General features: G+C 74.2%; 20 protein-coding genes and 1 pseudogene. 10 read left to right on the top strand and 11 right to left on the bottom strand.

Annotation, left to right across the window (positions count from 1 at the left end):
• Positions 1 to 7 precede the first annotated feature (7 nt).
• The 10 genes from ACQEVU_RS31005 to ACQEVU_RS30960 all read right to left on the bottom strand — a co-directional run bounded on the left by ACQEVU_RS31005 (position 8) and on the right by ACQEVU_RS30960 (position 12,245).
• Positions 8 to 796 (bottom strand): DUF3050 domain-containing protein, encoded by a 789-nt coding sequence (locus ACQEVU_RS31005; RefSeq protein WP_433329727.1) that lies wholly within the window; start codon positions 794 to 796, stop codon positions 8 to 10.
• A gap of 10 nt (positions 797 to 806) precedes the next feature.
• Entirely contained in the window at positions 807 to 2,090 is a 1,284-nt protein-coding gene (locus ACQEVU_RS31000; RefSeq protein ID WP_433329725.1) for a KamA family radical SAM protein, read from the bottom strand.
• Positions 2,087 to 3,796, bottom strand: a complete 1,710-nt coding sequence (locus tag ACQEVU_RS30995; RefSeq protein WP_433329723.1) for a class I adenylate-forming enzyme family protein — start codon at positions 3,794 to 3,796, stop codon at positions 2,087 to 2,089. The genes ACQEVU_RS31000 and ACQEVU_RS30995 overlap by 4 nt, the downstream gene beginning before the upstream one ends.
• Positions 3,793 to 5,112, bottom strand: a complete 1,320-nt coding sequence (locus tag ACQEVU_RS30990; RefSeq protein ID WP_433329721.1) for a flavin monoamine oxidase family protein — start codon at positions 5,110 to 5,112, stop codon at positions 3,793 to 3,795. The genes ACQEVU_RS30995 and ACQEVU_RS30990 overlap by 4 nt, the downstream gene beginning before the upstream one ends.
• The gene (locus ACQEVU_RS30985) at positions 5,109 to 5,333 is read right to left on the bottom strand and encodes a phosphopantetheine-binding protein (RefSeq protein WP_433329719.1); all 225 of its coding nucleotides are present in this window, start codon (positions 5,331 to 5,333) and stop codon (positions 5,109 to 5,111) included. Before ACQEVU_RS30985 ends, ACQEVU_RS30990 begins: the two co-directional genes overlap by 4 nt.
• Positions 5,330 to 6,670, bottom strand: coding sequence for an AMP-binding protein (locus ACQEVU_RS30980; protein ID WP_433329717.1), 1,341 nt, complete (start codon positions 6,668 to 6,670; stop codon positions 5,330 to 5,332). Before ACQEVU_RS30980 ends, ACQEVU_RS30985 begins: the two co-directional genes overlap by 4 nt.
• Before the next feature lie 66 nt (positions 6,671 to 6,736).
• Positions 6,737 to 8,626 (bottom strand): BTAD domain-containing putative transcriptional regulator, encoded by a 1,890-nt coding sequence (locus ACQEVU_RS30975; RefSeq protein ID WP_433329715.1) that lies wholly within the window; start codon positions 8,624 to 8,626, stop codon positions 6,737 to 6,739.
• A gap of 435 nt (positions 8,627 to 9,061) precedes the next feature.
• Positions 9,062 to 9,907 (bottom strand): SDR family NAD(P)-dependent oxidoreductase, encoded by an 846-nt coding sequence (locus ACQEVU_RS30970; RefSeq protein WP_433329713.1) that lies wholly within the window; start codon positions 9,905 to 9,907, stop codon positions 9,062 to 9,064.
• A gap of 86 nt (positions 9,908 to 9,993) precedes the next feature.
• The gene (locus ACQEVU_RS30965; RefSeq protein WP_433329711.1) at positions 9,994 to 11,280 is read right to left on the bottom strand and encodes an MFS transporter; all 1,287 of its coding nucleotides are present in this window, start codon (positions 11,278 to 11,280) and stop codon (positions 9,994 to 9,996) included.
• Complete coding sequence (locus ACQEVU_RS30960; protein ID WP_433329709.1) at positions 11,277 to 12,245, bottom strand: ATP-grasp domain-containing protein; 969 nt, start codon at positions 12,243 to 12,245, stop codon at positions 11,277 to 11,279. Before ACQEVU_RS30960 ends, ACQEVU_RS30965 begins: the two co-directional genes overlap by 4 nt.
• Before the next feature lie 132 nt (positions 12,246 to 12,377).
• On the opposite strand from ACQEVU_RS30960, the gene ACQEVU_RS30955 reads away from it, so the two are divergent.
• The 8 genes from ACQEVU_RS30955 to ACQEVU_RS30920 are packed head-to-tail and all read left to right on the top strand — an operon-like array spanning position 12,378 to position 20,669.
• Positions 12,378 to 14,438, top strand: coding sequence for a methyl-accepting chemotaxis protein (locus ACQEVU_RS30955; protein WP_433329707.1), 2,061 nt, complete (start codon positions 12,378 to 12,380; stop codon positions 14,436 to 14,438).
• Between the two features lie 33 nt (positions 14,439 to 14,471).
• Entirely contained in the window at positions 14,472 to 14,840 is a 369-nt protein-coding gene (locus ACQEVU_RS30950; protein WP_433329705.1) for a hotdog fold thioesterase, read from the top strand.
• Positions 14,837 to 15,808 carry an ATP-grasp domain-containing protein gene (locus tag ACQEVU_RS30945; RefSeq protein WP_433329703.1) on the top strand — a complete coding sequence of 324 codons (972 nt, stop codon included), beginning with the start codon at positions 14,837 to 14,839 and terminating at the stop codon, positions 15,806 to 15,808. The genes ACQEVU_RS30950 and ACQEVU_RS30945 overlap by 4 nt, the downstream gene beginning before the upstream one ends.
• On the top strand, positions 15,801 to 17,015 hold the full coding sequence (locus tag ACQEVU_RS30940; protein WP_433329701.1) for a phenylacetate--CoA ligase family protein: 1,215 nt from the start codon (positions 15,801 to 15,803) through the stop codon (positions 17,013 to 17,015). The genes ACQEVU_RS30945 and ACQEVU_RS30940 overlap by 8 nt, the downstream gene beginning before the upstream one ends.
• Positions 17,012 to 18,250, top strand: a complete 1,239-nt coding sequence (locus tag ACQEVU_RS30935) for an MFS transporter (RefSeq protein WP_433329699.1) — start codon at positions 17,012 to 17,014, stop codon at positions 18,248 to 18,250. Before ACQEVU_RS30940 ends, ACQEVU_RS30935 begins: the two co-directional genes overlap by 4 nt.
• Positions 18,231 to 19,052, top strand: coding sequence for an SDR family NAD(P)-dependent oxidoreductase (locus ACQEVU_RS30930; RefSeq protein ID WP_433329697.1), 822 nt, complete (start codon positions 18,231 to 18,233; stop codon positions 19,050 to 19,052). Before ACQEVU_RS30935 ends, ACQEVU_RS30930 begins: the two co-directional genes overlap by 20 nt.
• Positions 19,053 to 19,112: 60 nt before the next feature.
• On the top strand, positions 19,113 to 20,153 hold the full coding sequence (locus ACQEVU_RS30925; protein WP_433329695.1) for a pectinesterase family protein: 1,041 nt from the start codon (positions 19,113 to 19,115) through the stop codon (positions 20,151 to 20,153).
• Positions 20,154 to 20,204: 51 nt separating this feature from the next.
• Positions 20,205 to 20,669 carry a GNAT family N-acetyltransferase gene (locus tag ACQEVU_RS30920; protein WP_433329693.1) on the top strand — a complete coding sequence of 155 codons (465 nt, stop codon included), beginning with the start codon at positions 20,205 to 20,207 and terminating at the stop codon, positions 20,667 to 20,669.
• A 4-nt stretch (positions 20,670 to 20,673) separates the two neighbouring features.
• On the opposite strand, the gene ACQEVU_RS30915 is transcribed toward ACQEVU_RS30920, so the two are convergent.
• On the bottom strand, positions 20,674 to 24,360 hold the full coding sequence (locus ACQEVU_RS30915; RefSeq protein WP_433329691.1) for a SpoIIE family protein phosphatase: 3,687 nt from the start codon (positions 24,358 to 24,360) through the stop codon (positions 20,674 to 20,676).
• 81 nt (positions 24,361 to 24,441) lie between these two features.
• Between ACQEVU_RS30915 and ACQEVU_RS30910 the strand changes: the two are divergent.
• Together ACQEVU_RS30910 and ACQEVU_RS30905 are read left to right on the top strand one after the other, a co-directional pair.
• Positions 24,442 to 24,630: pseudogene (locus ACQEVU_RS30910) on the top strand (AMP-binding protein); the annotation flags it as partial.
• A gap of 101 nt (positions 24,631 to 24,731) precedes the next feature.
• Positions 24,732 to 25,130: an AMP-binding protein gene (locus tag ACQEVU_RS30905; protein ID WP_433329689.1), complete on the top strand. Its 399-nt coding sequence runs from the start codon at positions 24,732 to 24,734 to the stop codon at positions 25,128 to 25,130.
• Positions 25,131 to 25,150 lie beyond the last annotated feature (20 nt).

Raw genomic sequence — 25,150 nt, 5'->3', positions numbered from 1 at the left:
GCCGAATCTACTTGCCGATCTCGGTCAGGATGCCGGTCCACAGCTCGGCGCGCGCGGCCAGGGCGGCGTTCACGGTGTCGGCGGCCTCGGTCCACTTCACCGGGTCGTCGCCGCACAGGTCGGCGAGCATCTGCATCGCCATCGGGGTGTGCTCCTCGCCGTCGACCTCGATGTGCCGGGCGAGGTAGTCCACGAACGTCGTCAGGCGGCCGGCGCCGGCCTCGTTGACCCGCACGACCTGCTCGAACATGTCGGGGATGAGGTCCTCGCGGCCGAACGCGAACGCGGCCGCCTGGCAGTGCACCGGCGCCTCCTGGATGAACGTCCAGGTGGTGCCGGTGAACGCGGCCGACGGGGCGGGCACGCCCGCGGCGACCAGCGCCTCGGGCACCGCCACGCCCTCACGCAGCGCGGCGATGAACGCGTCGATCGCCGTCCGGCCGGCGCCGGCCTCGGTCATGCCCTCGAGGTACAGCTCGAAATGGCTGATGAACCCGCCGCGCAGCTCGTCGCTCTCCTCGACCAGGACGATGTCGTTGATGAGGCGGCGGCTGCCGGTCGGGCCGCTGGGCACCCACGGCACGGCGACGCAGGTGAGGCTGCGCTGCAGCGACTTGAGCAGGCTCATGAAGTCCCACACGGCGAACACGTGGTGCTCCATGAACGTGACGATCGCCGCGTGGCTGTTCAGCGCGGCGTACAGCGGGTGCCCGACGACGCGCTCGCGGGCCGGCCGGATCTCGGCCTTGAGCTTCTCGATGCCGGGGTGGGTCTCGCCCCAGTCGTAGCGGGACATGCGTGGCTCCTCACGGTTGCGCGGACCACCAGCGGTGGCCCGCCTCGGGCAGGGTGTGGATCGGGTCGTAGTAGGGGTGGGTGGAGCCGGGCCAGACGGAGATGCCGCGCTCGCGGTCGTAGGAGACGTACTGGTGCACCCAGCGCTTGCCGGCGAACGGCACGTCGCAGACCAGGCGCGGCGTGGCGTAGCCGGGCAGCCAGCCCATCAGGCCGTCCTGCAGGGCGCACGCCGCGGACAGCGGGATCCGCCAGTGCTCGGCGTTGGGGATCATGTCGCAGAGGTAGAAGTAGTACGGCAGGATGCCCGCCTCGTCCTGCAGCGCGAAGCACAGGTCGAGCAGGGCCGCGACCGAGTCGTTGACGCCGGCGAGCAGCACGCCCTGGTTGCGCACGTCGCGCACGCCGGCGTCGAGCAGGGCCCGGGCCGCCTCGGCGACCAGCGGGGTGATCGACGCGGCGTGGTTGGCGTGGGTGTGCACGGCCAGGCTCACGCCGCGCGAGCGGGCCAGCGCGGCCACGCCGGCCAGGCCCTCGAGGACGGCCGGCTGCAGCCAGTGCTGGGGCAGGCCGACGAGCGCCTTCGTGGCCAGCCGGATGTCGCGGACCGAGTCGAGGTCCAGCAGCTGGCGCAGGAACTCCTCCAGCTGCCGCCACGGCACGTTGGCGACGTCGCCGCCGGAGACGACGACGTCGCGCACGGCCGGGGTGCGCTTGAGGTAGTCCAGCATCAGCTCGCGGCGGTGGGCGGGCTTCAGGGCGAGGCGGGCCTTGACCACCTGCGGCGTCGAGTTGCCCACCAGGTCCATGCGGGTGCAGTGGCCGCAGTACTGCGGGCAGGTCGTCACCAGCTCGGCGAGCACCTTGGTGGGGTACCGGTGCGTGAGCCCCTCCACGACCCACATGTCGGCCTCGTGCAGCGAGTCGCGCTCGGCCCGCGGATGGCTCGGCCACCGCGGGTGCCGGTCCGAGGCGAGCGGCAGCATGTAGCGGCGCACGGGGTCGGCCCGCAGCGCGTCCCCGTCCGGTACCGCCCCCGGCACCATGGTGTTGAGCATCTGCGGCGGCAGCAGCATCGACATCGTCGCGTGGCGCGCCTGGTCGGCGGCGAGGTCGTCGTAGAAGGCGTCACCGACCGGGCCGAGCACGGCCCGCAGCTGGGCGACGTTCTTCACGCAGTGCGCGCGCTGCCAGCCGGCGCTGCGCCATTGCGCCGCGGTGACGTCGCGCCAGCCCGGCAGGCGCCGCCAGTCGGGCTCGACCAGCGGCGCCCGCGCGTAGGCGTACGCCGTCATCCGTTCGACAGCAGCGCCGCGTGCCGGGCGCGCAGCTCCCGCTTGAGCACCTTGCCGGTCGGGCCGAGCGGGAAGTCGGCGGCCTCGCGCGCGACGCGCACCGCGGCCAGCGTCGCCAGGCCCGCCCGCGTGAGCTCCTTGTTCGCCTTCTCCAGGATCGCTTCCTCGCCCCACTCACCGGCGTCGGCCTGCAGCTGCACGACGGCGACCGGCCGCTGGCCGCCGCCGGGCGCCGGGATGCCGACGACCGAGCAGTCGCGGACCACGTCGGCGCAGTCGGCGAGCAGAACCTCCTCCAGCGGCAGGCTGTACACCGGCCCGTCGAGGGTGTCGATGACGTCCACGGTCCGGTCGAGGTGGTAGAAGTTCCCGTCGGCGTCGCGGTAGGCGACGTCGCCGGTGAGCCAGTACCCGGCCAGCTCGAAGCTCGCCGTGAGCCGCGGGTTGTGCCAGTACCCCGGCGTGCGCGACGGCGTCTTCACCGCCAGGAGCCCGACGGTGCCGTCGGGAAGCGCCCGGCCGTCCTCGTCGAGGATCGCCGCGTCCTCCACGACCTCGAGCGGCTTGCCGACGCACCGGTCGTTGCGCGGCGTCTCGGGCGTGGTGATCCCGCCGAAGAGGGCCATGCCCATCTCCGAGGAGCCGAGCCCGTCGACGAACTGCGAGCCCGGCAGCGCGGCCTCGGCGGCGGCGTCGCTGGGCAGCAGCCACGGCTTGATGAGCCCGGCCGGGCGCTCGCCGAGGGTGACCAGCCGGCGGATGTGGCCGTAGTGGGCCGAGTCGCCGGTGTTGAACCACGAGTGCACCCGGGCGGCGCCGCGCACCGGCAGGTCGCCGGTGGCCAGCTCGACGAACGTGCGCGGGAAGGAGGCCACCATCGTGGGCTGGAACGCCTCCATCACCGGCTCGACGGTGACCCGCCGGTGGTCGCCCATGACGACGACGGGCAGGCCGAGCAGGACCGCGGTGAGGAAGTAGCTCAGGCCGCCCGCGTGGGTGTGCGGCATCAGCGACATGAGCCGGTCGTCCGGCCCGCACGGGAAGCGCACCATCCGCGGCTGCTTGCCGTTCCAGAACTGGCGGTGGGCGAGCATCGTGGACTTCGGGGTACCGGTGGTGCCGGAGGAGTGGATCAGCGCGACGACGTCGTCGGGGGCGTGCCGGTGCGGGTACTGCGCCGGCAGCGCGACGCCGGCCGCGTCGAACGCCTGCACCTCGGCGGCGAGGGCCAGGAACCGGGGCCGGCGCTGGGGATCCGCGCGGTACGCCGACGCCAGCCGCGTGGTGTCGTCGGCCACGACGCCGACCACGCCGACGTGGTTGAGGTAGCGGACCATGACGTCGGGCCGCATCGCGTCGTTGACCATCGCCGGGATCGCGCCGAGCGCGGTGAGGGCCAGGAAGTGGATGAGCGGCTCGAGGCCCTCGGCGACGACGACGCCGACCGGCTCGCCGGGCCGCACGCCGTTGGCGGCGTACCACCGGGCGTAGCGGTCGCGGAGGGCGACGAGGTCGAGGAGGCTGTGGCCGCGCAGGAACACGCCCCCGGTGTGGTCGGGGTGGTGGCTGTACACCACCGGCACGCCCCGGTTCGGGTTGTGCTCGGCGGCCTTGTCCAGGAAGTTGCCCGCGCCCAGGTCCGGGTCGGTCATGAACCGCTCCCGGACGGCGAGCGGGGCAACGGGGCTGTGCGCGTGGTCGCTCATGACGCTCCCTCGACGTGACGAATGACTTCCGTGGCCGCCCGGTGGCCCGAGCGGATCGCGCCTTCCATGAGCCCGAAGAACTCGGTGCTCGTCTCCGTGCCGGCCCAGTGCACCCGGTGCACCGGCGCCGCGATGCGGGGGCCGGCGGCGATCCAGTCGCCGGGGCCCATGAGTGCGGCGTAGCAGCCGCGGCTGTAGCGCTCGTGCACCCAGTCCGTGACGTGCACGGCGACGGGCTCGCCGAGACCCGGGAACAGCCGCGCCGCCTGCCGGACCGCGGCCGCCCGCCGCTCGCCGTCGCCGAGCGCGGCGAAGCGGTGGGCGTCGGCGCCCGTCACAAACCCGGTGAGCACGCCGGGCCCGCCGGCCGGGCTGTCGTCCACTGTGGACGTGAGCGGGCCGGCGGCGCTCACCGACCAGCCGGACAGCCCGTCCTCGCGCCACAGCGGAGCCGGGTAGACGAGGTGTACCTTGACCGCGCACCCGGGCACCGTGGCCCGCCCGGCCCGCGGTGCCGGCAGCCCGGGCCGGAAGTCGATGGCGTCGGCGAGCAGCGGCGGGACCGCGACCACGACGGCGTCGGCGCGCCACTGGCCGTCGACGGTCACGCCGTGCGCGTCCTGGTGGATGCTCGCCACGGGGTGGCCGAGCACGACCCGGTCGCCGAGCCGCTCGGCGAGCAGCTGCGCGGCCCGGTGCGCGCCGCCGTCGACGCGGGCGTCCTGGGCGCCGCCCTCGAAGGCGTTGAGGTACGACAGCCCGCCCCCGGAGCGCAGGTAGAACGCCATGTGCAGCACGGAGACGGCCTCGGGCGCGGCGGCCATCATCTCGCCGAGGAACAGCGGGAAGAACGTGCGCGCGTCCGGGTGGGCGAGGTGGTCGCGGGCCCAGTCGGCGGCGGTGGTGGCGTCGAGCTCCGCGGCATCCGCGCCGGCCCACGGCGCGTCCGGGTCGACCCGGCGGGTGAGCGCCTCGAGGCGGTCGAACAGGTCGCCGAGGGCGACGGCGGACAGCGGCGGGAACCGGCCGGGGCGGGTCTGCGCCGGCCCGCGCAGCGCGAACCGGCTGGCCCCCTCCATCCCGGTCGGCACGGTCTTGAGGCCGACGTCGGCGAGCAGGTCGAGCAGCGCGGTGTGCCGGTCGCCGAGGTAGGCGGCGCCGGCGTCGACCCAGACGCCGGGGGCGACCTCGAGGCCGTGGACGCGCCCGCCGACCCGGTCGCGGGCCTCCAGCACCGTCACGTCGGCCCCGGCGGCGGCGAGCCGGTCGGCGGCGACCAGGCCGGCCAGGCCCGCGCCGACCACGACGACCCTCATCGCCGGCCGCCGAGGGCCAGGCGAGCCGACAGCGCGGCGGGCGTGGGCGCGGCCAGGAAGTCGTCGAACGTCAGCTCGGCCCCGGCGGCCCGGTAGACGGCGCTGAGCACCCGGGTGGCCAGCAGCGAGTCACCGCCGGCGGCGAAGAAGTCGTCGTCGGCGGCGATGCCGGGCCGCTCCAGCACCTCCGCGTAGATGGCGATCAGCTTGTCGACGGTCAACGCACGACCTCCTCAGGCGCGTGGGCGGATGCGGTGGCCAGGCGGTCGACCTTGCCGGTGGCGGTGTAGGCCAGGCGCGGTACGACCTCGATGCGGGCCGGGATCAGGTGGTCCGGCACCCGCCCGCGCAGGAACGCGGCGACGTCCGCGGCCCCGTCGAGCTCGACGTAGGCGACCAGCACGGTGTGGCCGGCACGGGTGGCGGGCACGACGGCGACGGCGCGGACGCGGGGGTGCTCGGCGATGCGGGCCTCGACCTCGCCGGGGTCGACGCGGATGCCGCGGATCTTCACCTGCCGGTCGAGGCGGCCCAGGTGGTCCAGGCCGCCGTCGGCGCGGCGGGCCACGCGGTCGCCGGTGCGGAACCAGCGCTCGCCGTCGAGCTCGACGAAGCGCTCGGCGGTGTCGGCGGGGCGGCCGAGGTACCCGCGGGCGAGCGCGGGGCCGCCGATCCACAGCTCCCCGCCGGCGCCGATGCGCTCGCGCACGTGCGGCAGCGCCCGCCCGATCGGGGCCTCGGCGGCGCCGGTGAGCTCGGCGGCGTGGGTGATCTGCGTCGTCTCGGTGCAGCCGTACGTGTTGAGCAGCCGCACGCCGCGCGTCGGCAGCGCGTGCCACTGGGCGAGGCGGGCCGGTGCGACGGCCTCGCCGCCGATGACGACGAGCCGCACGCACGGCGGCAGCCCGGCGCCGTCGTCGGCGAGGTGGCGCACCAGCTCGTGCCAGAACGCGGTCGGCAGGTCCAGCACGCTCACCCGGTCGCGCTCGAGCGCGCGCAGGAAGCGCGGGAAGGAGCCGGAGAGGGCGTCGTCGGCGAGGACGACCGCGGCGCCGCTCAGCAGCGCCGGCAGGATCTCCTCGAAGCAGGTGTCCCAGTTCAGCGACGCGAACTGCAGCACCCGGTCGGCGTCGGTCAGCTCGAACAGCCCGGCGAGGGCCGGTACCACCGCGTCGAGGGCGGCGCGGGGCGTGCCGACCGGCTTCGGTTCGCCGGTCGAGCCGGAGGTGAACAGCACGTACGCGAGGTCGGCCGGCGCCCCGGCGGCGGCCGCGGCCATCGCCTGGCGGCGCTGCGCCGGGAACGCCGGGTCGATCGGGCAGTAGGTGCCGCCGGCCGCCCACGTGCCCAGCAGGGACACGATCGTCCCGGGGCGGTGGACGGCGTCCACGGCGACGGTGCCGGGGCGGGCGCCGAGGCGGCGCCGCGCCCGGTCGATCTCCTCGGCGAGGCGGCCGTAGCCGATCGGGATGCCGTTGTGCACGAGCGCGGGGCGCAGCGGATGCCGCGCCGCGGTGGCGGTCACGGCGGTCAGGAGCGCGTCGATGATGCACCTCACCAGCTCGGAGGGCCGTTCGGGCCCAGCGAGCGTGGCATCGGGCGCTACAGATCCGCTGCGGATCGGCTACGAGGCGGTGCGCAGCTGCACGCGGCGGCGCATCCACTCGTCGACGGCGTCGCGGTCGACGAGCTCGGCGCCGCACTCGCGGGCATAGCGCAGCACCAGGTCGTGCAGGTGGTACCCGCCGGGCCCCGACTCGGCCAGGAGGTTCACGGCCACGAGCTCGTCGAGCAGCTGCCGGACGCGGCGGACCGACCGGTCGGTGGCGGCGGCGGTGCGGTCGATGGCGACGGTGGCCAGGCGCTCGCGGCCGAGGCGGCCGAACAGGTGCGCGGCGGCCGGGCTGAGCGCGGCGCGGGCGCTGTCCAGGGCCGGGGCGAGCGCGGCCGGGACGCTGCGCGGCTCGTCGGCGAGCTCGTCGACGAACCCTTCGAGGGACTGCCCGGGCCGGGCGGCCAGCCGCAGCCCGGCGGTGCGCACCGCGAGGGGGTAGCCGCCGCACCAGCGGACCAGGCGCTCCGCGGCCGGGTCGCGGCGGCGCAGCTCCCGTCCGCAGATGCGCTCGAGCAGCTCGCGGGTGGCGGCCTCGGTGAGCGGCTCGATGGGCTGCGCCTCGACGGCGTGGTGGGCGGCCAGGGCCGGCAGCCGGCGGCGGCTGGTGACCACGAGCTGGCCGGCCGCGGTCGGCGGGACGAGCGGCAGCAGCTGCTCCACGGCGCCCGCGTCGTCGGCCACGATGAGCACCCGCCGGCCGTTGAGCCGGGCGCGGTACTGCGCGGTGCGCCCGTCGAGGTCGTCGGGCAGCTCGTCGCGGCCGGCCCCGAGCGCGGTGAGCACGGCGGCGAGGGCGTCCAGGGCCGGCAGGGCCCCGCCGTGCAGGTCGACGTAGATCTGCCCGTCGGGGAAGGCGCCGGCGGCGCCGTGCGCCCAGTGCACGACGAGGGCGGTCTTGCCGAGGCCGCCGAGGCCGGAGACGAGCACGATCCGCGGCTCGCGGGTGGGGCGGGCGACGGCGTCGCCGAGCGCCTTGAGGTCCTCCTCGCGGCCGGTGAAGTGCCCGACGCCCGGCGGCAGCGTGGCCGGCGGCCGCGGGCCGGCCGGTGCGGGCGCCGGCTCCGGGGCGGGTGACGGCCAGGCCGCGGGTAACGGCCAGACCGCGGCGGCGGAGGCCATGGCGCCGGCGGCGGACGCCGGGGCCGCGGCGGCCAGCGGGTCCGTCCAGGCGTCGCCGCGCAGGATGGCGGCGTGCAGGGCGCGCAGGTCGGGGCAGGGGTCGCTGCCGAGCTCGTCGGCGAGGTGGCGGCGCAGCGCCTCGTAGACGTGCAGCGCGTCGGCGGCCCGGCCGGCGCGCTGCAGCGCCCGCATGAGCTGGCCGGCCAGCCGCTCGCGCAGCGGGTTGGCGGCCAGCAGCGCCGAGATCTCGCCGACGAGGTCGGTGACCCCGGCCAGGCCGGCCGGCGGCTCCAGGGCGAGCTCGGCCTCGAACAGCTCCTCGTGCAGGCCGACGCGCAGCTCGGCCAGGCGCACCCGCTCGACCTCGGTGCCGGGCGCGGTGACGCCGTCGAGCGGCTCGCCGCGCCACAGGCCCAGCGCGGCGCGCAGGTCGCGGGCGGTGTCGCGGGCCGTGGCGGCGGCGCGGGCCCGGCGCACGAGGGCCTGCATGGCGTCGAGGTCGGTGGCGGCGCCGGAGGCCTCGAGCACGTAGCCGGGATGGCGGGTGGCCAGGGCCGCGCCGACCTTGCGCCGCAGGGCCGACACGAGCCCCTGCACGCGGGAGCGCGGCGCGGCCGGGTGCCGGTCGCACCACAGCAGCTCGATGATCCGCTCGGTGGACACCACGGCATTTCTGGACAGCGCGAGAATGGCGAGGACATTGCGTTCCAGTGGCGTCAGGGAAACGGTTCGGCCGGATAAGCGCGCCTCGGTCGGCCCCAGCAGCGATACCTCAAGCATCGAAATACCTCGTTCCCTTTACGTGACACACATCGTGTGTGTGATCGATCCATGCCGATCGGTTCGCGATCGGGCATCCATTCGTGCACGAGGAGGCACCGGCGGCGCAAGCCCTCCGCGGCGAGATCGCGGCGAAGGCTCGGCCGAGGGGGCGGAACGCGCGACACGCCGGGTCGTTTCGCGCCATCCGCGTCTTCGGGCCTTTACCGGCATGTGCCCCGTTCGCCGCCGCACCCGGCGAAGCGCCGGATTGCCGCGGAACCCGCGCTATCGGCCCACGTCGGCACGCTCAGGGCCGCAACCGCCCGAATGGGGCCGGGCCAGGCATCGGCCAACTTCGTTGAATTTGCAATTGTCATCCGTGCTCATCGATGCATAAAACGACGCCGCACCGCTCGGCGAGCGGTGCGGCGAAACATGACGAAGATATGACGGTCAGCCGGTGAGCCACTCGCGGGCCAGGCGCCGGACCGCGGTGCCGTCGGCGTCGGCGAGCTTCACGCCGGCGAACTCGCGGGCCCAGTCGCTGGTGAGCACCCGCGGCGGCGGGTCGGGTTCGGTGAGGGCCCGCAGCACGATCCCGGCGACCTCCTCGGCCGGCTGCGCGCCCGGCCAGGCGGTGCGGGCGACCCAGTCGAGGTACGGCCGCAGGACCGGCTCGTAGGGCCCGGCGCCGGCCAGCAGCGAGTCGCGGGTGACCCCGGTGTTGGCGGCGAACGCGGTGCCCAGCACCGGCCCGGGCTCGACGATGACGACGCGCACGCCCATCCCGGCCGCGACCGGGGCGAGCGCCTCCAGGAACCCCTCGACCGCGAACTTGGCCGCGCAGTACGCCTCGTTGAACGGCTGCCCGACCAGGCCGCGGGTGCTGCCGACGGTGACCAGCCGCCCGCCGGCGGCCCGCAGGTGCGGCAGGGCGGCCTTCGTCATGGCCACCACGCCGAAGAAGTTGACCTCGATGTTGGCCCGGAACGCGGCCAGGTCGGCCAGCTCGATCGTGGGCACGGTGTTGCCGACGCCGGCGTTGTTGACCAGGGCGTCGAGGCGGCCGTGGTCGGCCACGACGCCGGCCACGCAGGCGGCGACCGAGTCCGGGTCGGTGACGTCGAGCTCGCGGACGTCGACGCCGGGCACGTCGTAGGGCTTGCGCATGCCGGCCGCGACCGTCCACCCGGCCGCGGCGGCGGCCTTCGCCACCTCCAGGCCGATGCCGGTCGACGCGCCGGTGACCAGCAGCGTGCGGCTCGCGCCGCCACCTCCGCTTCGCTCCGTACCGCTCACGCCGTCACCTCCGCTTCGCTCCGGCGCCGGCGCGAGAAGATCCCTGTGCTTATTGTGAGCGGCCACTCCGCTTCGCTCCGTACCGCTCACGCCGTCACCTCCGTGAGCTCGGCGGGGGCCGCGTCGCGCTCGCGGCGCAGCAGGGCGTTGATGGGGGCGAGGGGGATGGCGGCGAACAGCGTGCCGATGAGGGTGCCGCCGACCATGGTGAGCTTCGCGGCGCCGAGGATGCCGTGCCGGGCGGCGAGCGCGTCGACGATGATGCCGCCGGCGAGAACGCTGAACGGGATCACGCCCCACGTGATGGTGCGGAACGCGGCGTGCGACACGGCCTGGTCGCGGGACGGGACGCGGGCCTGGCGCACCGCGGCGGTGCTGACGTTGTACCAGACCATGAAGATGCCGTAGAGGGTCAGCGTGGCGCCGAGCACGAGCGGGCCGGGCAGCGCCGGCGCGGCCAGGATGCCCAGCCCGACCAGCGAGTGCAGGAAGATCGACCACGGGATCAGCCGCGCCGGCCCGAGCGCGCGGCTGACGCGCTGCGCGACGAGCGAGCCGCCGACGGCGCCGGCCGCGGCGACGGACATGACGGTGCCGAGCGCGCCGACGGACATTCCGAGGCCGCGGTACGCCAGGATCGGCAGCACCGTCACGAAGATCGGCCCGCCGATGTTCGCCAGCAGCGTCCCCTGCAGGGTGCGCCGCAGCACCGGGTCGGTCCAGTTGAGCCGCACCCCGTGGGCCAGGCGCCGCCACATCGACTCCTGCCGCCCGCCGCCCCCGCCGTAGGGCTTCATCGCCCGGATCTGCCCGGCCGAGAACAGGAACGTGGCCGCGTCGACCAGCAGGGCGCCGGCGCCGAGCAGCACGTAGATGCCGGAGGCGACGGCCGGCCCGACGACGTCGGAGGTGGTGCGGCTGGCCTCCAGGTGCGAGTACGCCTTGACCCGCCCGTCCGGCTCGACGATGGAGGCGATCGTCGCGGTGTAGCCGACGTTGAAGAACACCGCGGTGGCGTTGACGACCGCGACGACGGCGAAGACGAGGGGTACCGACAGGAAATGCCCGAAGTAGGCGGCCGGGACCAGCGCGATCACCGCGGCCCGGACCAGGTCGCAGCCGATCAGGGTGCGCCGCAGGTCCCACCGGTCGACCAGGGCTCCGGCGACCAGGCTGAGCAGCGGGATGGCCAGGTACTGAGCCATCGCGACGAGCCCGACCTGGAACGGCGAGGCGTGCAGGACCAGGATCATCAGCGTCGGTACCACGAAGATGCTGATCTTGTCCCCGATGTTGCTGACGGTCTGCCCGGCCCACAGCAGGTTGAACTCGCGGCCGAGGCGCACGACGTCTTTGCCCGCCGCGGCCGTCATGACGTGAACCGGGCGTGGCCGCGGCGGTAGGCGGCGAACCGGGCGGCGATGAGCTCGCGCTGGATGCGCACCGCCTCCGCCGACGTCGCGTCCGGGCACTGGATGGTGCCGTCGAGCTCGATCTCCGACAGCCACCAGCGCTCGCCGTCGTGCAGGAAGTCGGCGCAGAGGTACGGCAGCGGCAGCCGCGCCCGGAAATACTCCACGGCGGGGCGCAGCTCGTCGGGCAGTTCGGTGTAGTACAGCTTCCCGCCCGTGCTGAACTGGGTGTAGAGGGCGCCGTCGCCGGGCCGGCGCACCAGGGTGGCGAGCGGCTCGCCGTCGACGAGGTAGACCCGGTAGTCGACGGTGGCGTTGCCGAGGTACGGCTGGAACACCAGCGGCGTGTCCCCGCCCTGGGCGAGGCTGAGCAGCCCGCGCACGTCGTGCGGGTCGCGGGCCAGGTTGATGCCCCGCGACGCGCACCAGCCCGACGGCTTGGCCAGGGCCGGGTACGGCAGCGCGGCGATGCTCGGCACGTAGTCGTCGTAGACGAGGTCGCGGCCGGGGCCGATGCGCACGGTCGGGATCGGCGGCACCGGGCAGTCGCGCAGGAACAGCACCGAGGCCAGCTTGTCGTTGCACAGCGTCGCCATGGCGGCCGGGTGCGGCAGGTAGAATCCGGCCTGCTCCAGCACGGCGTAGAGGGTCAGCTGGTTGAACACGTCCGCGGCCTGGTACGGCAGCGAGTACAGCGACGTGATGAACAGCGTGTCGTCCGGCGTCACGACCTCGCCGTCGACGCGCACCACGGGCCGGGCCGGGTCCAGCGCGTCGACCGCGACCGACTCCGGCGTGACCCGCTGCCAGGACAGGTCCAGCTCCTTGGCGACCTCGGCGTAGGTCTGCCAGAACGCCGCGTTCCAGGTCGCCGAGGTCCGGCTGGACTCCCGATCCGGAAACAGCCAGCACAACCGTCGCAGCATGGCTCAGCTCCTACTCCTTGGAGGTCCTGCTCGTCGTTTGGGTGCAGGGAGTCTGGCGGCGGCCGCCATGGATCCGCTTCGAACCGCCCACATGTGGCTCAGGTCGGGCTCCGCGGTGCCGAACAGCACGTCGTGGGTCTCGACGCGCGCCGGCTGACACGCCGCCTGCTGCCGGCCGCCGCCGCGCTGGCCGGCCTGATCGCGGCGTTCCTGGTGATGCAGCTGATCACCACCGGCGCGTTCGAGCGGCTCGAGGCGCGTCAGGTCGCCCAGGACGCCGACCGCATCCGCATCGGCCTGGACGCGCAGGCGTCGCTGCTCAGCGCGTTCGGCGCGACCAACGGCGTGTGGGACAACTCCTTCAACGACGTCGCCGGCGCCGACCAGAACGGCTTCGCCACCGACTTCCCGCCCGGCACCCAGCACGAGATCCTCGACGTCGACGGCTTCCTCGGCATCGGCGCCGACGGCTCCCTGCGGGTCGGCGGCATGACCACCGACGCCGAGACGTTCGGGACCCCGCCGCCGCAGCTGCGCGACCCGGCGGTGCTGAGCAAGCTCTACGACCCGTCGGCGAAGGCCGGGCAGGCGCGCTGCGGCGTGGTGTCGGCCGACGCGCCGTACCTCTTCTGCGGCGTGCCGACCTACCCCAGCAGCGGCACCGGCACCCCGTCCGGCGGCATGATCATGCTCAAGCGCCTCGACGCCGACCGGGTGACCCGCCTCGGCGCGGCGATCGACCTGCCGGTGGCGCTGGCCGCCACGGTCCGCTCGGGGGCGCAGGCCGAGCCGGCGCTGCACAGCCGGCTCGGCGACCTCGCGATCGCCACCGCGGTCGTCGGCGCCAAGCACATCGCCGTGGACGCCACCATCGCCACCGTCAACGGCGACAAGGTCGTGCTCGAGGTCGTCGCGGCCCGGCCGATCCACGCCGCGGCCAGCAGCACCGCCGTGAAGCTGTTCGTGTTCGTGACCGCGGCGACCGTCGTGCTCGTCCTGGTCATGCTGTGGTCGGTGCGCTCGGCCCTGCGGCGGCGGGTCGGGCCGCTGCGGCGCACCACCGAGCAGATCATCGCCTCCGGCGACCGGGCGCTGCGCATCCGCCCGGCCGGCAGCGACGACATCGCCGTGCTCGGCCGCACCATCGACGAGATGCTCGACGCGATGCACGAGCAGGAGGAGCGCCTGCAGGAGGAGCGGGCCGCCAAGGAGGCCCAGCTCATGACCACGAACGTGCGCCAGCAGCTGGCCGAGCAGACGGTACGGCGCCGGGCCGGCGAGGTCATCGACGACACCAGCGGCGCCGTGCTGTCCGAGCTGCGCAACGTCATGCTGCAGGCCGACGAGGTGCTCTCCGCGGCCGACGCCATCGAGCAGCAGGCCGCGGCCGCCGACCGGGTCACCCGCGGCGTGGTGGAGCGGGCGACCGAGGCCGGCACGGTCATCGACGCGGTCACCGCGAGCCTCGGCCGGGTCGACGGCATCGCCAACCTCATCGCCGGCGTCGCCGGGCAGACGAACCTCCTGGCCCTCAACGCCACCATCGAGGCGGCCCGGGCCGGCGAGGCCGGCCGCGGCTTCAGCGTCGTGGCCGGCGAGGTCAAGAACCTCGCGTCGAAGACGAAGGACTCCACCGACGAGATCACCGACACGGTCTCGGCCCTGGGCGCCAACACGCACGCCATGTCGGGCGTCATCACCGACATGAGCCGGGGCGTGCACGCCGTCGGCGACGTGACCGCCGAGCTCAGCGACGTCACGGTCCGCCAGCGCTCCTCGGTCGAGCAGCTCGTCGGCAGCGTCCGCGAGGCGATCACCCGGATCGAGGCGCTGACCAAGGTGACCGAGCGGCTCGAGCGCCGCCGGCACAGCCGGGCCTCGGTCGAAGGGACGGTCGCGCTGCAGCACGCCGGCCGGCGTATCGAGGCCGACCTGCTCGACGTGTCGGTCAGCGGCCTGCGCTGCGGCTTCCGCCCCGGCGAGCGGCCGCCCATCGGCACCGAGGTCGACCTCACGCTGCGCCTCGGCGAGCAGGAGCACCACCTGCGCGGCCGGGCGGTGCGGCACATCGACGCCGACGAGGCCGACGAGGTCGGCGTCGAGTTCATCTCGGCCAGCCCCCAGACCATCGCCGACATCGGCGACTTCATCCGGGCGCTGCTCGCCCCGGCCGGCGAGCAAGCGGGTCTGTAGCGGATCCGTAGCCCCCGCTGCCAGCCTCGCGGTGTGACCGCAAGCATCGACGGGGCGGCGACGGCCCTGGGCATCGAGGTCGACGAGGTCGGCCCCGGCCGGGCCCGCGCCCGCATGCGGGTGACCGCCGAGATGGCCAACCTGCACGGCATCGCGCACGGCGGGTACGTCTTCCTGCTCGCCGACACCGCATTCGCCTACGCCGCCAACGCCGGGCGGGTCGCCCTGGCGCAGGCCGCGCACATCACCTTCCTGCGCCCGGTCCCGATCGGCGCCTCGCTGACCGCCGTCGCCGTCGAGCGCGCCGGCGGCCTCTTCGACGTCACCGTCAGCGCCGCCGAAGGCGCCGTCGTGGCCGAGTTCCGCGGCCAGTGTGCCGTGCTGCCCCGAGGAGTCTCATGAACGAGTCGTTGCAACGCATCTGCTGGGTCTTCCCCGACCGCGAGTCGGGACGGCAGGGCGCGCTCTGGAAGCGGGTCTTCTGGGACGCCTACCAGAAGGTCGCCGCCGAGCTGGGGATGTCGTTCACCATCCACGCACCGGACGCGATCGCCGTCGACGGCCTGCGCGCCGGCGAGCCCCGCGTCTACGTCGACGGCGACGAGGTGACCCCGCACGACACGGCGTTCATCACGGCGCTGTACTCCCTGCCGTACCACACCATGGACGTCTTCAACCAGTACGCGATCTACGCCGTGCTCGAGCAGGCCGGCTTCTACCTGCCGACCCCGCCGTGGCTGTCGGCGATCGTCAACGACAAGCTCGCCACCAACCTGTTCCTGGCCGGCGCGCCGATCCCGACGATCCCGACGGTGCGCATCGGCTGCGGCCGCGACATCCAGCACCGCCTCTACGAGCCGGTCCTGGACGGGCTCACGTTCCCGGCGATCGTCAAGCCGGCCGGCTGGGCGTCCGGCTGGGGCGTGTGCCTGGCCCGCTCGGTCGAGGACCTGCGCGGCCTGGTGAGCCTGGCCCAGGGCGGCGAAACGACCCTGGTCTGCCAGCCCTACCTCGGCGCCGGCACCAGCGACTACCGCCTGTACGTCATCGACGGCAAGGTCGAGGCGGTCCTGGTGCGCAGGCCCACCGGCGACGCGCCCTGCTCCAGCGGCAGCCGCGGGGGCACCATGCGGTTCGTGCCGCTGCCCGACGAGCTCGCGGCCACGGTGGACTGGTTCGCGCAACGCATTCCCACGCCCTACTTCTGCGTCGACTTCCTCCACGACGGCGAGCGCTTCTGGCTGTCGGAGATCGAGACCGACGGCGCCATCGCCCCGGACGACAACACCGTCCAGCACGACCTCATCGCCGCCCGGTTCAGCGCCTACCGCCGGGCTCACGCCGCCTGGAGGGAAGCCCGCCATGCCTGAGTTCTCGCACGACCGCCTCGACGCCGCCGGGGTCGCCCGCGTGCGCGACCTGCTCGCCCGGCTGCGGGCCGTGCCGGCGCTCGCCGACCGCTATGCGTCCATTGTGGATATTCAAGACCTGCAAACCCTGGCCGCGGTACCGCTGATGCTCAAGGACGACCTGCAGCTCGCGCTGCGCCACGACCGCCCGCGCGCGTCCGCGGCCACGACGTGGGTGTTTCAGAGCGGCGGCAGCACCGGCGCGCCCCAGCTCGGCTACGCGCCCACCGGCCTGTACATGCGCGAGGTGTACGAGCAGTGGCGCCCGATCGGCCCGGACGACGTCTTCGTCAACGGCTGGAGCGCCGGCAAGATGTGGGGCGCGCACTTCCTCGTCAACGCCTTCACCGACCACGTGCACTGCACCGCGATGAACCTCGGGGCGATGAGCCGCGACGAGTACGACGCCTGGCTCGCGTTCTTCGCCGCGCAGAAGGTCACCGCGTTCGGCGGCACCCCGAGCGTGCTGCGCCTCGTCTTCGGCCACGCCCGCGACGCCGGCGTGAAGCTGCCCGACCTGCGGGCCGTGCTGTACCTCGGCGAGGCCTGGAGCGACCAGCTCGACGACGACCTCGCCGCCGTCGCCCCGAACGCCCGCCGCTGGGGCATGTTCGGCAGCACGGAGACCTGGGTCGTCGGCACGAACACCCCCGACTGCCCGGCCGACACCTGGCATCCGCTGCCGTCGCAGCTGGTCTGTGTCGGCGACGACGAAATGCTCGACTTCACCACGCTGAACCCGGCGGGCCTCAACCCGGTGCTGCGCTACCGCACCGGCGACGCCGGCCGGTTCGTCGAGTGCGCCTGCGGCCGCCCCGGCCGCGCCTTCCAGGTGCTCGGCCGCCGCGACGGCCTCATCAAGTTCCGCGGCCACCTCGTCAACGTCGACGACCTCGTCCGCGACGTCGCCACCGTCAGCGGCGTGGCTCGCGCCCAGCTCGTCGTGCACGAGCAGGGCGAGCGCGGCAGCGTCCTGGAGGTGCTCGTCCTGCCCTCCGCCGCGGCCGGCCCCGACGTCGCCGACGCCGTGCGGGGCCACCTGCTGGCCTCGGCGTTCGGGCCGTCGATCGTCTTCCAGCGCAACGCCGACGCGCTGCGGGTGAGCGTCGTGGCCGCGCTCGTCGGCAATGAGCGCACCGGCAAGGTGCCCAACCTCGTGCGCCGATGAACCGGCAGTTCAACCTGCTGTGGGCGGGCCAGACGGTGAGCAACGCCGGCGACCGCGTCACCCTGTTCGTGGTGCCGGCGCTGCTCATCTTCGCCCTGCACGCCTCGCCGTTCCAGGTCGGGCTGATCTCCACGGCGCAGTACCTGGCGATCCCGGTGCTGAGCCTCGTCGCCGGCGTCCTGGCCGACCGCTGGGACCTGCGCCGCCTGCTCATCGCCTGCGACCTGCTGCGCCTGCTCGCCGTCGCCGCCATCCCGCTCGCGTACTGGCAGGGCCGGCTGTCGCTGCCCCTGCTGTTCGCCTGCGTCGTGGTCATCAGCGCGGCCACGGTCTTCTTCAACATCGGCTACGTGCCGGCCCTCACCCACATCGTCCCCGCCGAGCGCCTCGTCGCCGGCAACTCCCGCCTCGAGACCAGCCGGATGACCGCCGAGGTCAGCGGCCCCGCGCTCGGCAGCGGCCTCTACCAGCTGCTGGGCGCGGCGTCGCTGCTGGTGGACGCGGCCAGCTACCTGTTCTCGGCGCTGTGCATCCGCGCCATGCAGCCCCTCGGCCGGCTCGGCGGCCAGACCGGCTCCCTGCGCGAACGCCTCCTCGTCGGCATCCGCGCCAACTGGCGCGACCCCGTCCTGCGCCGCTGCACCGCGGGCACGCTGCTGGCCAACATCGGCGGCCCGGTCTTCGTCACGCAGCTGCCGGTCCTGGCGTACAACGGCTGGGGCCTGAGCGTCGGCGCCTTCGGCACCGTCATGACCGTCGGCGCCGCCGGCGCGGTGGCCGGCGCCCTGGTCGCCCCGGCCGTCAGCCGCCGCCTGGGCCCGGCGCGCACGATGTCCTGGGCCATGCCCGCGCATTCGGCGTGCGGCCTGGGCGTCCTGGCGATGGGCATCCCGGGAATGGGCACGGCCGCGCCGGCGGTCATCCTGGCCGTCACGCTGGCCGCCTACATGTTCTTCTTCGCCTGGTACAACATCTGCAGCCAGTCGGTCCGCCAGGCCCGCATGCCGATCGCCGACCAGGCCGTGATCTACGCCGCGTACCGCACCGTCACGTGGGGCGTCATCCCGGTCAGCGCCTTCATCGGCGGCCTGGCCGTGACCCTGCTGTCGCACTCGCTCGACATCCGCACCGCGGTCACCGCCACGATGCTGGCCGGCACCGTGATCGGCCTGTCCGCGTTCATCCCCCTGTCCCCGGTGCAGCCGATGCTGGAGCGTGAGTATGTCCCCGCCTAGGGTCGTTCTGGTCACCGGCGCCTCGACCGGCATCGGCAGGGCCACGGCACTGGCCGCCGCGGCCGCCGGCTGGACGGTGCTGGCCGGCATGCGCAAGCCGGGGGACCTACCCGGCACGCAGGTCGTGCCCCTCGACGTCACCGACCCTGCCACGGTCGACGCCGCACTGTCCACCGTGGACCGCCTCGACGCCGTCGTGAACAACGCCGGCATCGCCAACAACGCCTTCACCCTGGAGCAGGCGTCCCTCGAGGCGATCCGCGCCAATCTGGAGGTGAACTTCTTCGGCGTCCTCACGGTCACGAAGGCCGCCCTCCCGCTGCTGCGCGCATCGCGCGGCCGCCTGCTGACCATCGGCAGCGTCCGCGGCGTGATCGGCCAGCCCTTCAACGAGGCGTACTCGGCGGCGAAGTTCGCGATCGAGGGCTACCTGGAGGCCCTGGCCCCGACCCTGGCCACCCTCGGCGTGACCACCTGCATGATCGAGCCGGCGGCGGTCCTGGACACGTCGTTCGTCGCATCCTCACCGCTGGATCCGGCCGCCCTCCTCGCCGCCGCCGGCCCGTACACGGACGCCTTCGCCGCCTACCGCCGCTTCGTCGCGTCGGGCGCGATCGAGGCGGCCCAGACCGCCGCCGAGGTCGCCGCCGTCGTCGTGGAGGCGCTCACCGCCGACTCGCCGCCGTTCCGCATCCCGACCAGCGCCCACGCGGCCCGCTACATCGCCCGCAAACTGTCCGATGTGGACGGCTCGGCGGTGGCCGCGGCGATGCAACAAATCCTGCAAACGCCATTGCATTGACCGCGATCTGCCGCCGGTTCTAGGGTGCTGGGAAAGCGCATTCCTAGAAGGGAGCGGCCGATGCGCCGCAGATCTGTGCTGCTCGCGGGGGCCCTCGGCGGGCTGGCCGGGGTCGCGTCGGTCGCCCGGGGCGCCTCGGCGTGGCCCGGGTCGTACATCACCGTCGCGGCCGACGGCAGCGGCGACGTGAGCACCATCCAGGCCGCCGTCGACGCGGTGCCCTCGGGCAACGCGTCGGCCTTCACGGTGAAGATCAGGCCCGGGACGTACCGGGGACAGGTCGTCATCCCGGCCGACAAGCCCTTCATCGTCTTCCGCGGGCAGGGACCGGACCCCACGGCGGTCGTCATCAGCGACGACCGGGCCAACGGCACCCCCAAGCCCGACGGCAGCGGCACCTGGGGCACGTCCGGCAGCGCCTCGGTGACCATCTCCGGGCACGACTACAGCGCCCGCAACCTCACCTTCGCCAACACCTTCGACGAGGACGCCCACCCGGAGTTCGCCGGCCACCAGGCGGTCGCCGTGCTCACCCGGGCCGACCGGATCGTGTTCGACAACGTGCGGTTCCTCGGCAACCAGGACACCCTGTACCTCAACACCCCCGACGCCGCCACGGTCAGCCGCGTCTACCTGCGCAAGTGCTACGTCGAGGGCGACGTCGACTTCATCTTCGGCCGGGCCACCGCCGTGCTGGACCGCTGCACCGTGCACTCGCTCGACCGCGGCTCGGCGACGAACAACGGCTACGTGACCGCGGCCTCGACGTCCCTGGCCAACCCGCACGGCTTCCTGTTCACCCAGTGCCGGCTCACGTCCGACGCCCCGCCCGGCAGCGTGTATCTGGGCCGCCCGTGGCACCCGTCGAACGACCCGGCGGCGGTCGCCCAGGTGACGATCCAGGACTCGGTCCTCGGCGCCCATATCGGCCCGAGCCCGTGGACCGACTTCGGCACCTGGCCGTGGCGGGACGCGCGCTACGGGGAGTTTCACAACCGCGGCCCCGGCGCCGCGACCACCCCCGACCGCCCGCAGCTGAGCGCGGCATGCCCGCCCGCGGCGTACCTGTCCGGCGCCGACGGCTGGGATCCGGTCCGCTGACCTCGAGTTGGCCCGCGACGCCCCGGCCGCCACGGCGTTAGGCTGCGCCGCGTGAACGAACGCGAGCGCGACGGCTACCGCCTGACCAGCGACCCGGCCCGGGTCGACAAGCCCACCGTGCACCGGTGGCTGTCCGAGGACTCCTACTGGGCGGCCGGCCGCGAGTTCGACGTCGTGTCCCGTTCGATCGACGGCTCGGTGCCCTACTCGATCCACCGGGACGGCACCCAGGTCGCGTTCGCCCGGGCCGTGACGGACGGCGCCACGTTCGCGTGGATCTGCGACGTGTACGTCGAGCGCGCCCACCGCGGCCGCGGCCTGGGCGTCTGGCTGGTCGACGCGATCGTCGAGGACTTCACGCAGGCCGGCGTCCTGCGCCTGCTGCTGGCCACGCGCGACGCCCACGAGGTGTACCGCCGCAGCGGCTTCGAGCCCGTCGCGGGCCCGCAGCGCTTCATGGAGATCGACCGCCGGCCCACCCGGGCCGCGATCCTCGCCCACCTCGCCGAAAGCTAGGGCGTCAGATCGAGCGCATGCACCAGACGGCCTTGCCGTCGGCCGTGGGTCTGGTGCCCCAGCGGTCGCACAGCGACGACACCAGCTGCAGGCCGCGGCCGTGCTCGTCGTCCGGGGCCGGGCGCTGCTTGCGCGGCAGGTACGGGGCCGTGTCGTGCAGCTCCAGCACCACGTGGGTCGCCGTGCGGCGCAGGCGGAGCTGGATCGGCGGGCGGCCGTGCAGCACGGCGTTCGCCGCCAGCTCGCTCACGATCAGGACCAGGTCGTCGATGACGCGCTGCGGGGCGTGCCAGCGGGTCAGGGTGGTGTCGACCAGCCGGCGGGCGTCGCGCACGGCGCGCTCGTGGGCCGGGATGTGCTGGATGACCGACTGCTCCTCGCCGGGCTCGCCGACGACGCGGGTGAGTAGCAGCGTGATGTCGTCGTCGGGGCCGTCCGGCAGCAGCTTCGACACGAGGCGGTCCGGGACGTCGGCCAGCGGGCCGGCGACGTCGCCGACCAGCGCGGCCAGGGCGAAGATGCCGCTGTCCAGGTCGCGGTCGCGGTGCTCGACCAGGCCGTCGGTGTACAGCGTGAGCAGCGCCCCGACCGGGAGCTCCACCCGCTCCTCGGCCAGCGTGTGCGGGCCCGTGCCCAGCGGCGGGCCGGACGAGGTCAGGGGGCGCGGGGCGGCGCCCGGCAGCAGGAGCAGGGGCGGCAGGTGGCCGGCGTTGGCGTACGTCAGGCTGCGCTCCCCGGGGTCGTACACCGCGTAGACGCAGGTCACGATCTGGTCCTCGCGCAGGTCCCGCACGACCCCGTCGAGGTACTCGAGCACGTCGGCCGGCGGCAGGTCCAGCCGGGCGTAGGCGCGCACCGCGGCCCGCAGCTGGCCCATGACCGCGGCGGCCGGCACCCCGCGGCCCATGACGTCGCCCATGACCAGGGCGGTGCGGTCGGCGCCGAGCTCGATGACGTCGTACCAGTCGCCGCCGACCTGCGTGCCGGCCACGCCGGGGCGGTAGTAGCCGGCGACCTCGAGGTGCTCCGGGGCGAGCGTCACCGGCGGCAGGAGGCTGCGCTGCAGCTGGTCGGCGATGCGGTGCTCGCGGTCGGCGGCCTCCTGGGCGGCGGCCGCGGCGGCGAGGGCCTGCACGGCGCGGCGCTGCTCGGTGACGTCCTGGTTGGAGCCGCGCAGGCGCATCGGGCGGCCGGCCGCGTCCCGCTCGAGCTCGCCGATCGTGCGGAACACCCGCACGTCGCCGTCGGGCGTCTGCACCCGCGACTCGTAGTCCAGGGGTGCGCCCTGCACGGCGGCGTCGATCGCGGCGTCGACGCGGGCGCGGTCGGCGGGGTGGACGCGGCGGTTGATGAGGGCCCGGCCCTGCTCGTCGAGCAGCTGCTCCGGGGTGACGCCGAACTGGCGCAGGAACTCCTCGGAGCCGCGGATGTCGCCGGTGGCGAGGTCGAGCTCCCAGGATCCGACGGAGGCCAGCCGCTGCGCCTGGTCGAGCAGCTCGCGGCTGCGCTGCAGCTCGTCGCGGGTGCGGCGGATGCGGTCGAACTCGAGGTTGGCGCGGACGCGGGCGCGCAGCTCGCGCGGGCTGAACGGCTTGACGAGGTAGTCGTCGGCGCCGGCGTCGAGGCCCTCCACGGTCGCCTCGTCGCCGGCCCGGGCCGAGAGCATGATGACCGGCAGGTGGCCGGCGACCTCGTCGGCGCGCAGGGCGGAGATGAACCCGAAGCCGTCGAGGTTGGGCATCATCACGTCGGTGAGGACCAGGTCGGGCGCGGCGGAGCGGACCAGCCGCAGCGCCTCCTCGCCGTTGGCGGCCTCGCTCACGTTGTAGTCGGCGTCGAGGATCCGGCGGATGTACTCCCGCATGTCCGCGTTGTCGTCGACGACCAGGACCCGGGGCGCGGAGCGGGGCGGCGGGACGGCCGGCGCCCGCGCCGCGTCGGCGAGGCCGACCCAGCGGTCGATCTCGGCGAGGTAGCCGCGCACCTGCACCGCCGTCTCGGCCGGGTCGACCGGGACGGCGGCGTCCGGGCCGTCGCCGTAGGGCAGCCGGACGGTGAACGTGCTGCCCTGGCCGGGGCGGCTGCGCACGGCGACGCTGCCGCCGTGCAGCGCGGCGAGCTCGGCGACGAGGGCCAGGCCGATGCCGGAGCCCTCGTGGTTGCGGGAGCGGGCGCCCAGGACCCGGTGGAAGCGGTCGAAGAGCCTGCCCTGGTCGGCCGGGTCGATGCCGACGCCGGTGTCGGTGACGGCGAGCTCGACGCCGTCGCCGGCCGGGACGAGCCGCACCGTGATCGACCCGGTGAAGGTGAACTTGAGGGCGTTGGACAGCAGGTTGAGCGTGATCTTCGCCCACATCTCCCGGTCGGCCTGGACCGGGCGGGGCAGCGGCGGGCAGTCGACGACGAGGCGCAGCCCGGCCCGCTCGGCGGCGGGCGCGAACATGCCGGCGAGCTCGGCGGTGACCTCGGCGAGGTCCAGCGGCTCCGGGTGGGCCTCGAGCCGCCCGGACTCCAGCTGCGAGAAGTCCAGCAGCGTGTTGACGAGCTTCAGCAGCCGCTCGGCGTTGCGCTGCACGACCTCGACCCGGTGCCGCTGCGGCTCGGGCAGCGGCACGGCCTGGTCGGCCAGGGCGTCCTCGGCCGGGCCGAGCAGCAGCGTCAGCGGGGTGCGGAACTCGTGGCTGACGTTGGTGAAGAACGCCGTCTTGGCCCGGTCGAGCTCGGCGAGGCTCTCGGCCCGCAGGCGCTCGCTCTCGAAGGCGCGGGCGGTGGTGAGCCGGGCGGCGATCTGGCCGGCGATGAGGTCGATGAACCCGGCGTAGGCCGCGTCGAACGGGCGGTACCGGTTGAGGCCCACGACCAGGAAGCCGTAGGGCCGCCCGCCGGCCGGCTGGGGCAGCGGCACCAGGCGGGCCTCCCGCGGCGGCTCCGGCCAGGCGCCGGCCGGCAGGCCGGTCAGCCCGCCGATCGTCAGCGGGGTGCCGTCGATCGCCGGCCAGGTCGCCGGGTCGGCGCACGGGTGCCCGGCCGGGACGCCGGTCGAGCAGGCCAGGGTCGTGCGCTCGCCGTCGTAGAGGTAGGTGAGCGTGAACGGCAGGTCGTCGGCGTGGGTGGCGAGCCGGGCGGTCACCGCCGCCAGCAGCTCCGGCTCGCTGGAGGACCGGCCGAGGTCGGCGCCGAGGTCGCGCAGCGCGGCCATCCGCCGCTCGCCGACGACCCGGTCGGTGTCCTCGCTGACCACGCACAGGATGCCGGCGATCCGGCCGTGGTCGTCGGTCAGCGGGCTGTAGGAGAAGGTGTGGTAGGTCTCCTCGGTGTACCCGCTGCGGCTCAGGAACAGCTGCAGCGCCTCGTCCCAGGTCGACTCGCCGGTCTCGATGACGCCGCCGATGCGCGGGCCGATCTCGGGCCAGATCTCCGCCCACACCTCCCGGGCCGGGCGCCCCAGCGCCCACGGGTACTTCTTGCCGAGGGTGTCGCGGCGGTACGCGTCGTTGCACAGGAACGTCAGGTCGGGGCCCCACGCCATCCACATCGAGAAGCGTGAGCCCAGCAGGATGTGCACGACGGTGCGCAGGCTCTGGGGCCACGACGGGGGCGGCCCGAGCGGGGTCGCCGCCCAGTCGACCGCCGCCAGGTCGCGGCTGACCTCCGTGTCGCCGAAGAACGGTTCGGCCGGGGTGTCGCCCATCCCGTTCAGCGTACGCACCCCGGTGCTTTTTGCGCAGCGCGGTGAGATCGTGACAGCACCACTTGCGTGACTGGAGGCGCCATGACAACGCTGTCGTACGCCGTCGGGGCCGCCGACGGCCCGATGCTGGGCGAGACCATCGGGGCCAACCTGGATCGCACGGCCGCCCGGGTCGGCATCTGGGCGCCGAACTGTCCGGAGTGGACCATCCTGCAGTACGCCACCGCCAAGATCGGCGCGATCCTGGTGAACATCAACCCGGCGTACCGCACCCATGAGCTCGCCTACGTCCTGGACCAGGCCGGCGTGGGCCTGCCGGTCTCCGCCCAGCAGCTCAAGACCTCGCCCAAGGCGCCAGCCACGGCGCGTGCATGGTCATCCCGGCGCGGGCCTTCGACCCGGCCCAGACCCTGGATGCGGTACAGCGGGAACGCTGCACGGTCCTGTACGGCGTGCCGACGATGTTCATCGCCGAGCTGGCCCTGCCCGACTTCGCCGGCTACGACGTGTCGAGCCTGCGTACCGGCGTCATGGCCGGCTCGCCGTGCCCGGTGCACGTGATGAAGCGGGTCATCGCCGACATGGGCATGGCCGAGGTGACGATCTGCTACGGGATGACGGAGACGTCCGGGCGCCTGGCGCACTACAAGATCCCGCGGTACGTGAAGGTCGTCGACGCGTTCCCGATGACCGTGACCGGCAAGGTGCGCAAGGTCGAGATGCGCGAGGTGTCGGCGCGCGAGCTGGGCGCCGCGACGGCCGGCTCGTGATGACCCGCCCTCGGTGGTGC

It is taken from the genome of Dactylosporangium sp. CA-139066, assembly GCF_050936175.1.
Lineage (GTDB): Bacteria > Actinomycetota > Actinomycetes > Mycobacteriales > Micromonosporaceae > Dactylosporangium.
The sequence above is the reverse complement of the archived record's forward strand: the minus strand, read 5'-3'. Positions and strand labels throughout refer to the sequence as shown.

Coding starts and splice junctions, on each gene's coding strand:
- ACQEVU_RS31005 (WP_433329727.1), bottom strand. CDS start 796: ATGTCCCGCTACGACTGGGGCGAGACCCACCCCGGCATCGAGAAGCTC.
- ACQEVU_RS31000 (WP_433329725.1), bottom strand. CDS start 2,090: ATGACGGCGTACGCCTACGCGCGGGCGCCGCTGGTCGAGCCCGACTGG.
- ACQEVU_RS30995 (WP_433329723.1), bottom strand. CDS start 3,796: ATGAGCGACCACGCGCACAGCCCCGTTGCCCCGCTCGCCGTCCGGGAG.
- ACQEVU_RS30990 (WP_433329721.1), bottom strand. CDS start 5,112: ATGAGGGTCGTCGTGGTCGGCGCGGGCCTGGCCGGCCTGGTCGCCGCC.
- ACQEVU_RS30975 (WP_433329715.1), bottom strand. CDS start 8,626: ATGCTTGAGGTATCGCTGCTGGGGCCGACCGAGGCGCGCTTATCCGGC.
- ACQEVU_RS30965 (WP_433329711.1), bottom strand. CDS start 11,280: ATGACGGCCGCGGCGGGCAAAGACGTCGTGCGCCTCGGCCGCGAGTTC.
- ACQEVU_RS30960 (WP_433329709.1), bottom strand. CDS start 12,245: ATGCTGCGACGGTTGTGCTGGCTGTTTCCGGATCGGGAGTCCAGCCGG.
- ACQEVU_RS30945 (WP_433329703.1), top strand. CDS start 14,837: ATGAACGAGTCGTTGCAACGCATCTGCTGGGTCTTCCCCGACCGCGAG.
- ACQEVU_RS30940 (WP_433329701.1), top strand. CDS start 15,801: ATGCCTGAGTTCTCGCACGACCGCCTCGACGCCGCCGGGGTCGCCCGC.
- ACQEVU_RS30935 (WP_433329699.1), top strand. CDS start 17,012: ATGAACCGGCAGTTCAACCTGCTGTGGGCGGGCCAGACGGTGAGCAAC.
- ACQEVU_RS30925 (WP_433329695.1), top strand. CDS start 19,113: ATGCGCCGCAGATCTGTGCTGCTCGCGGGGGCCCTCGGCGGGCTGGCC.
- ACQEVU_RS30915 (WP_433329691.1), bottom strand. CDS start 24,360: ATGGGCGACACCCCGGCCGAACCGTTCTTCGGCGACACGGAGGTCAGC.
- ACQEVU_RS30905 (WP_433329689.1), top strand. CDS start 24,732: ATGGTCATCCCGGCGCGGGCCTTCGACCCGGCCCAGACCCTGGATGCG.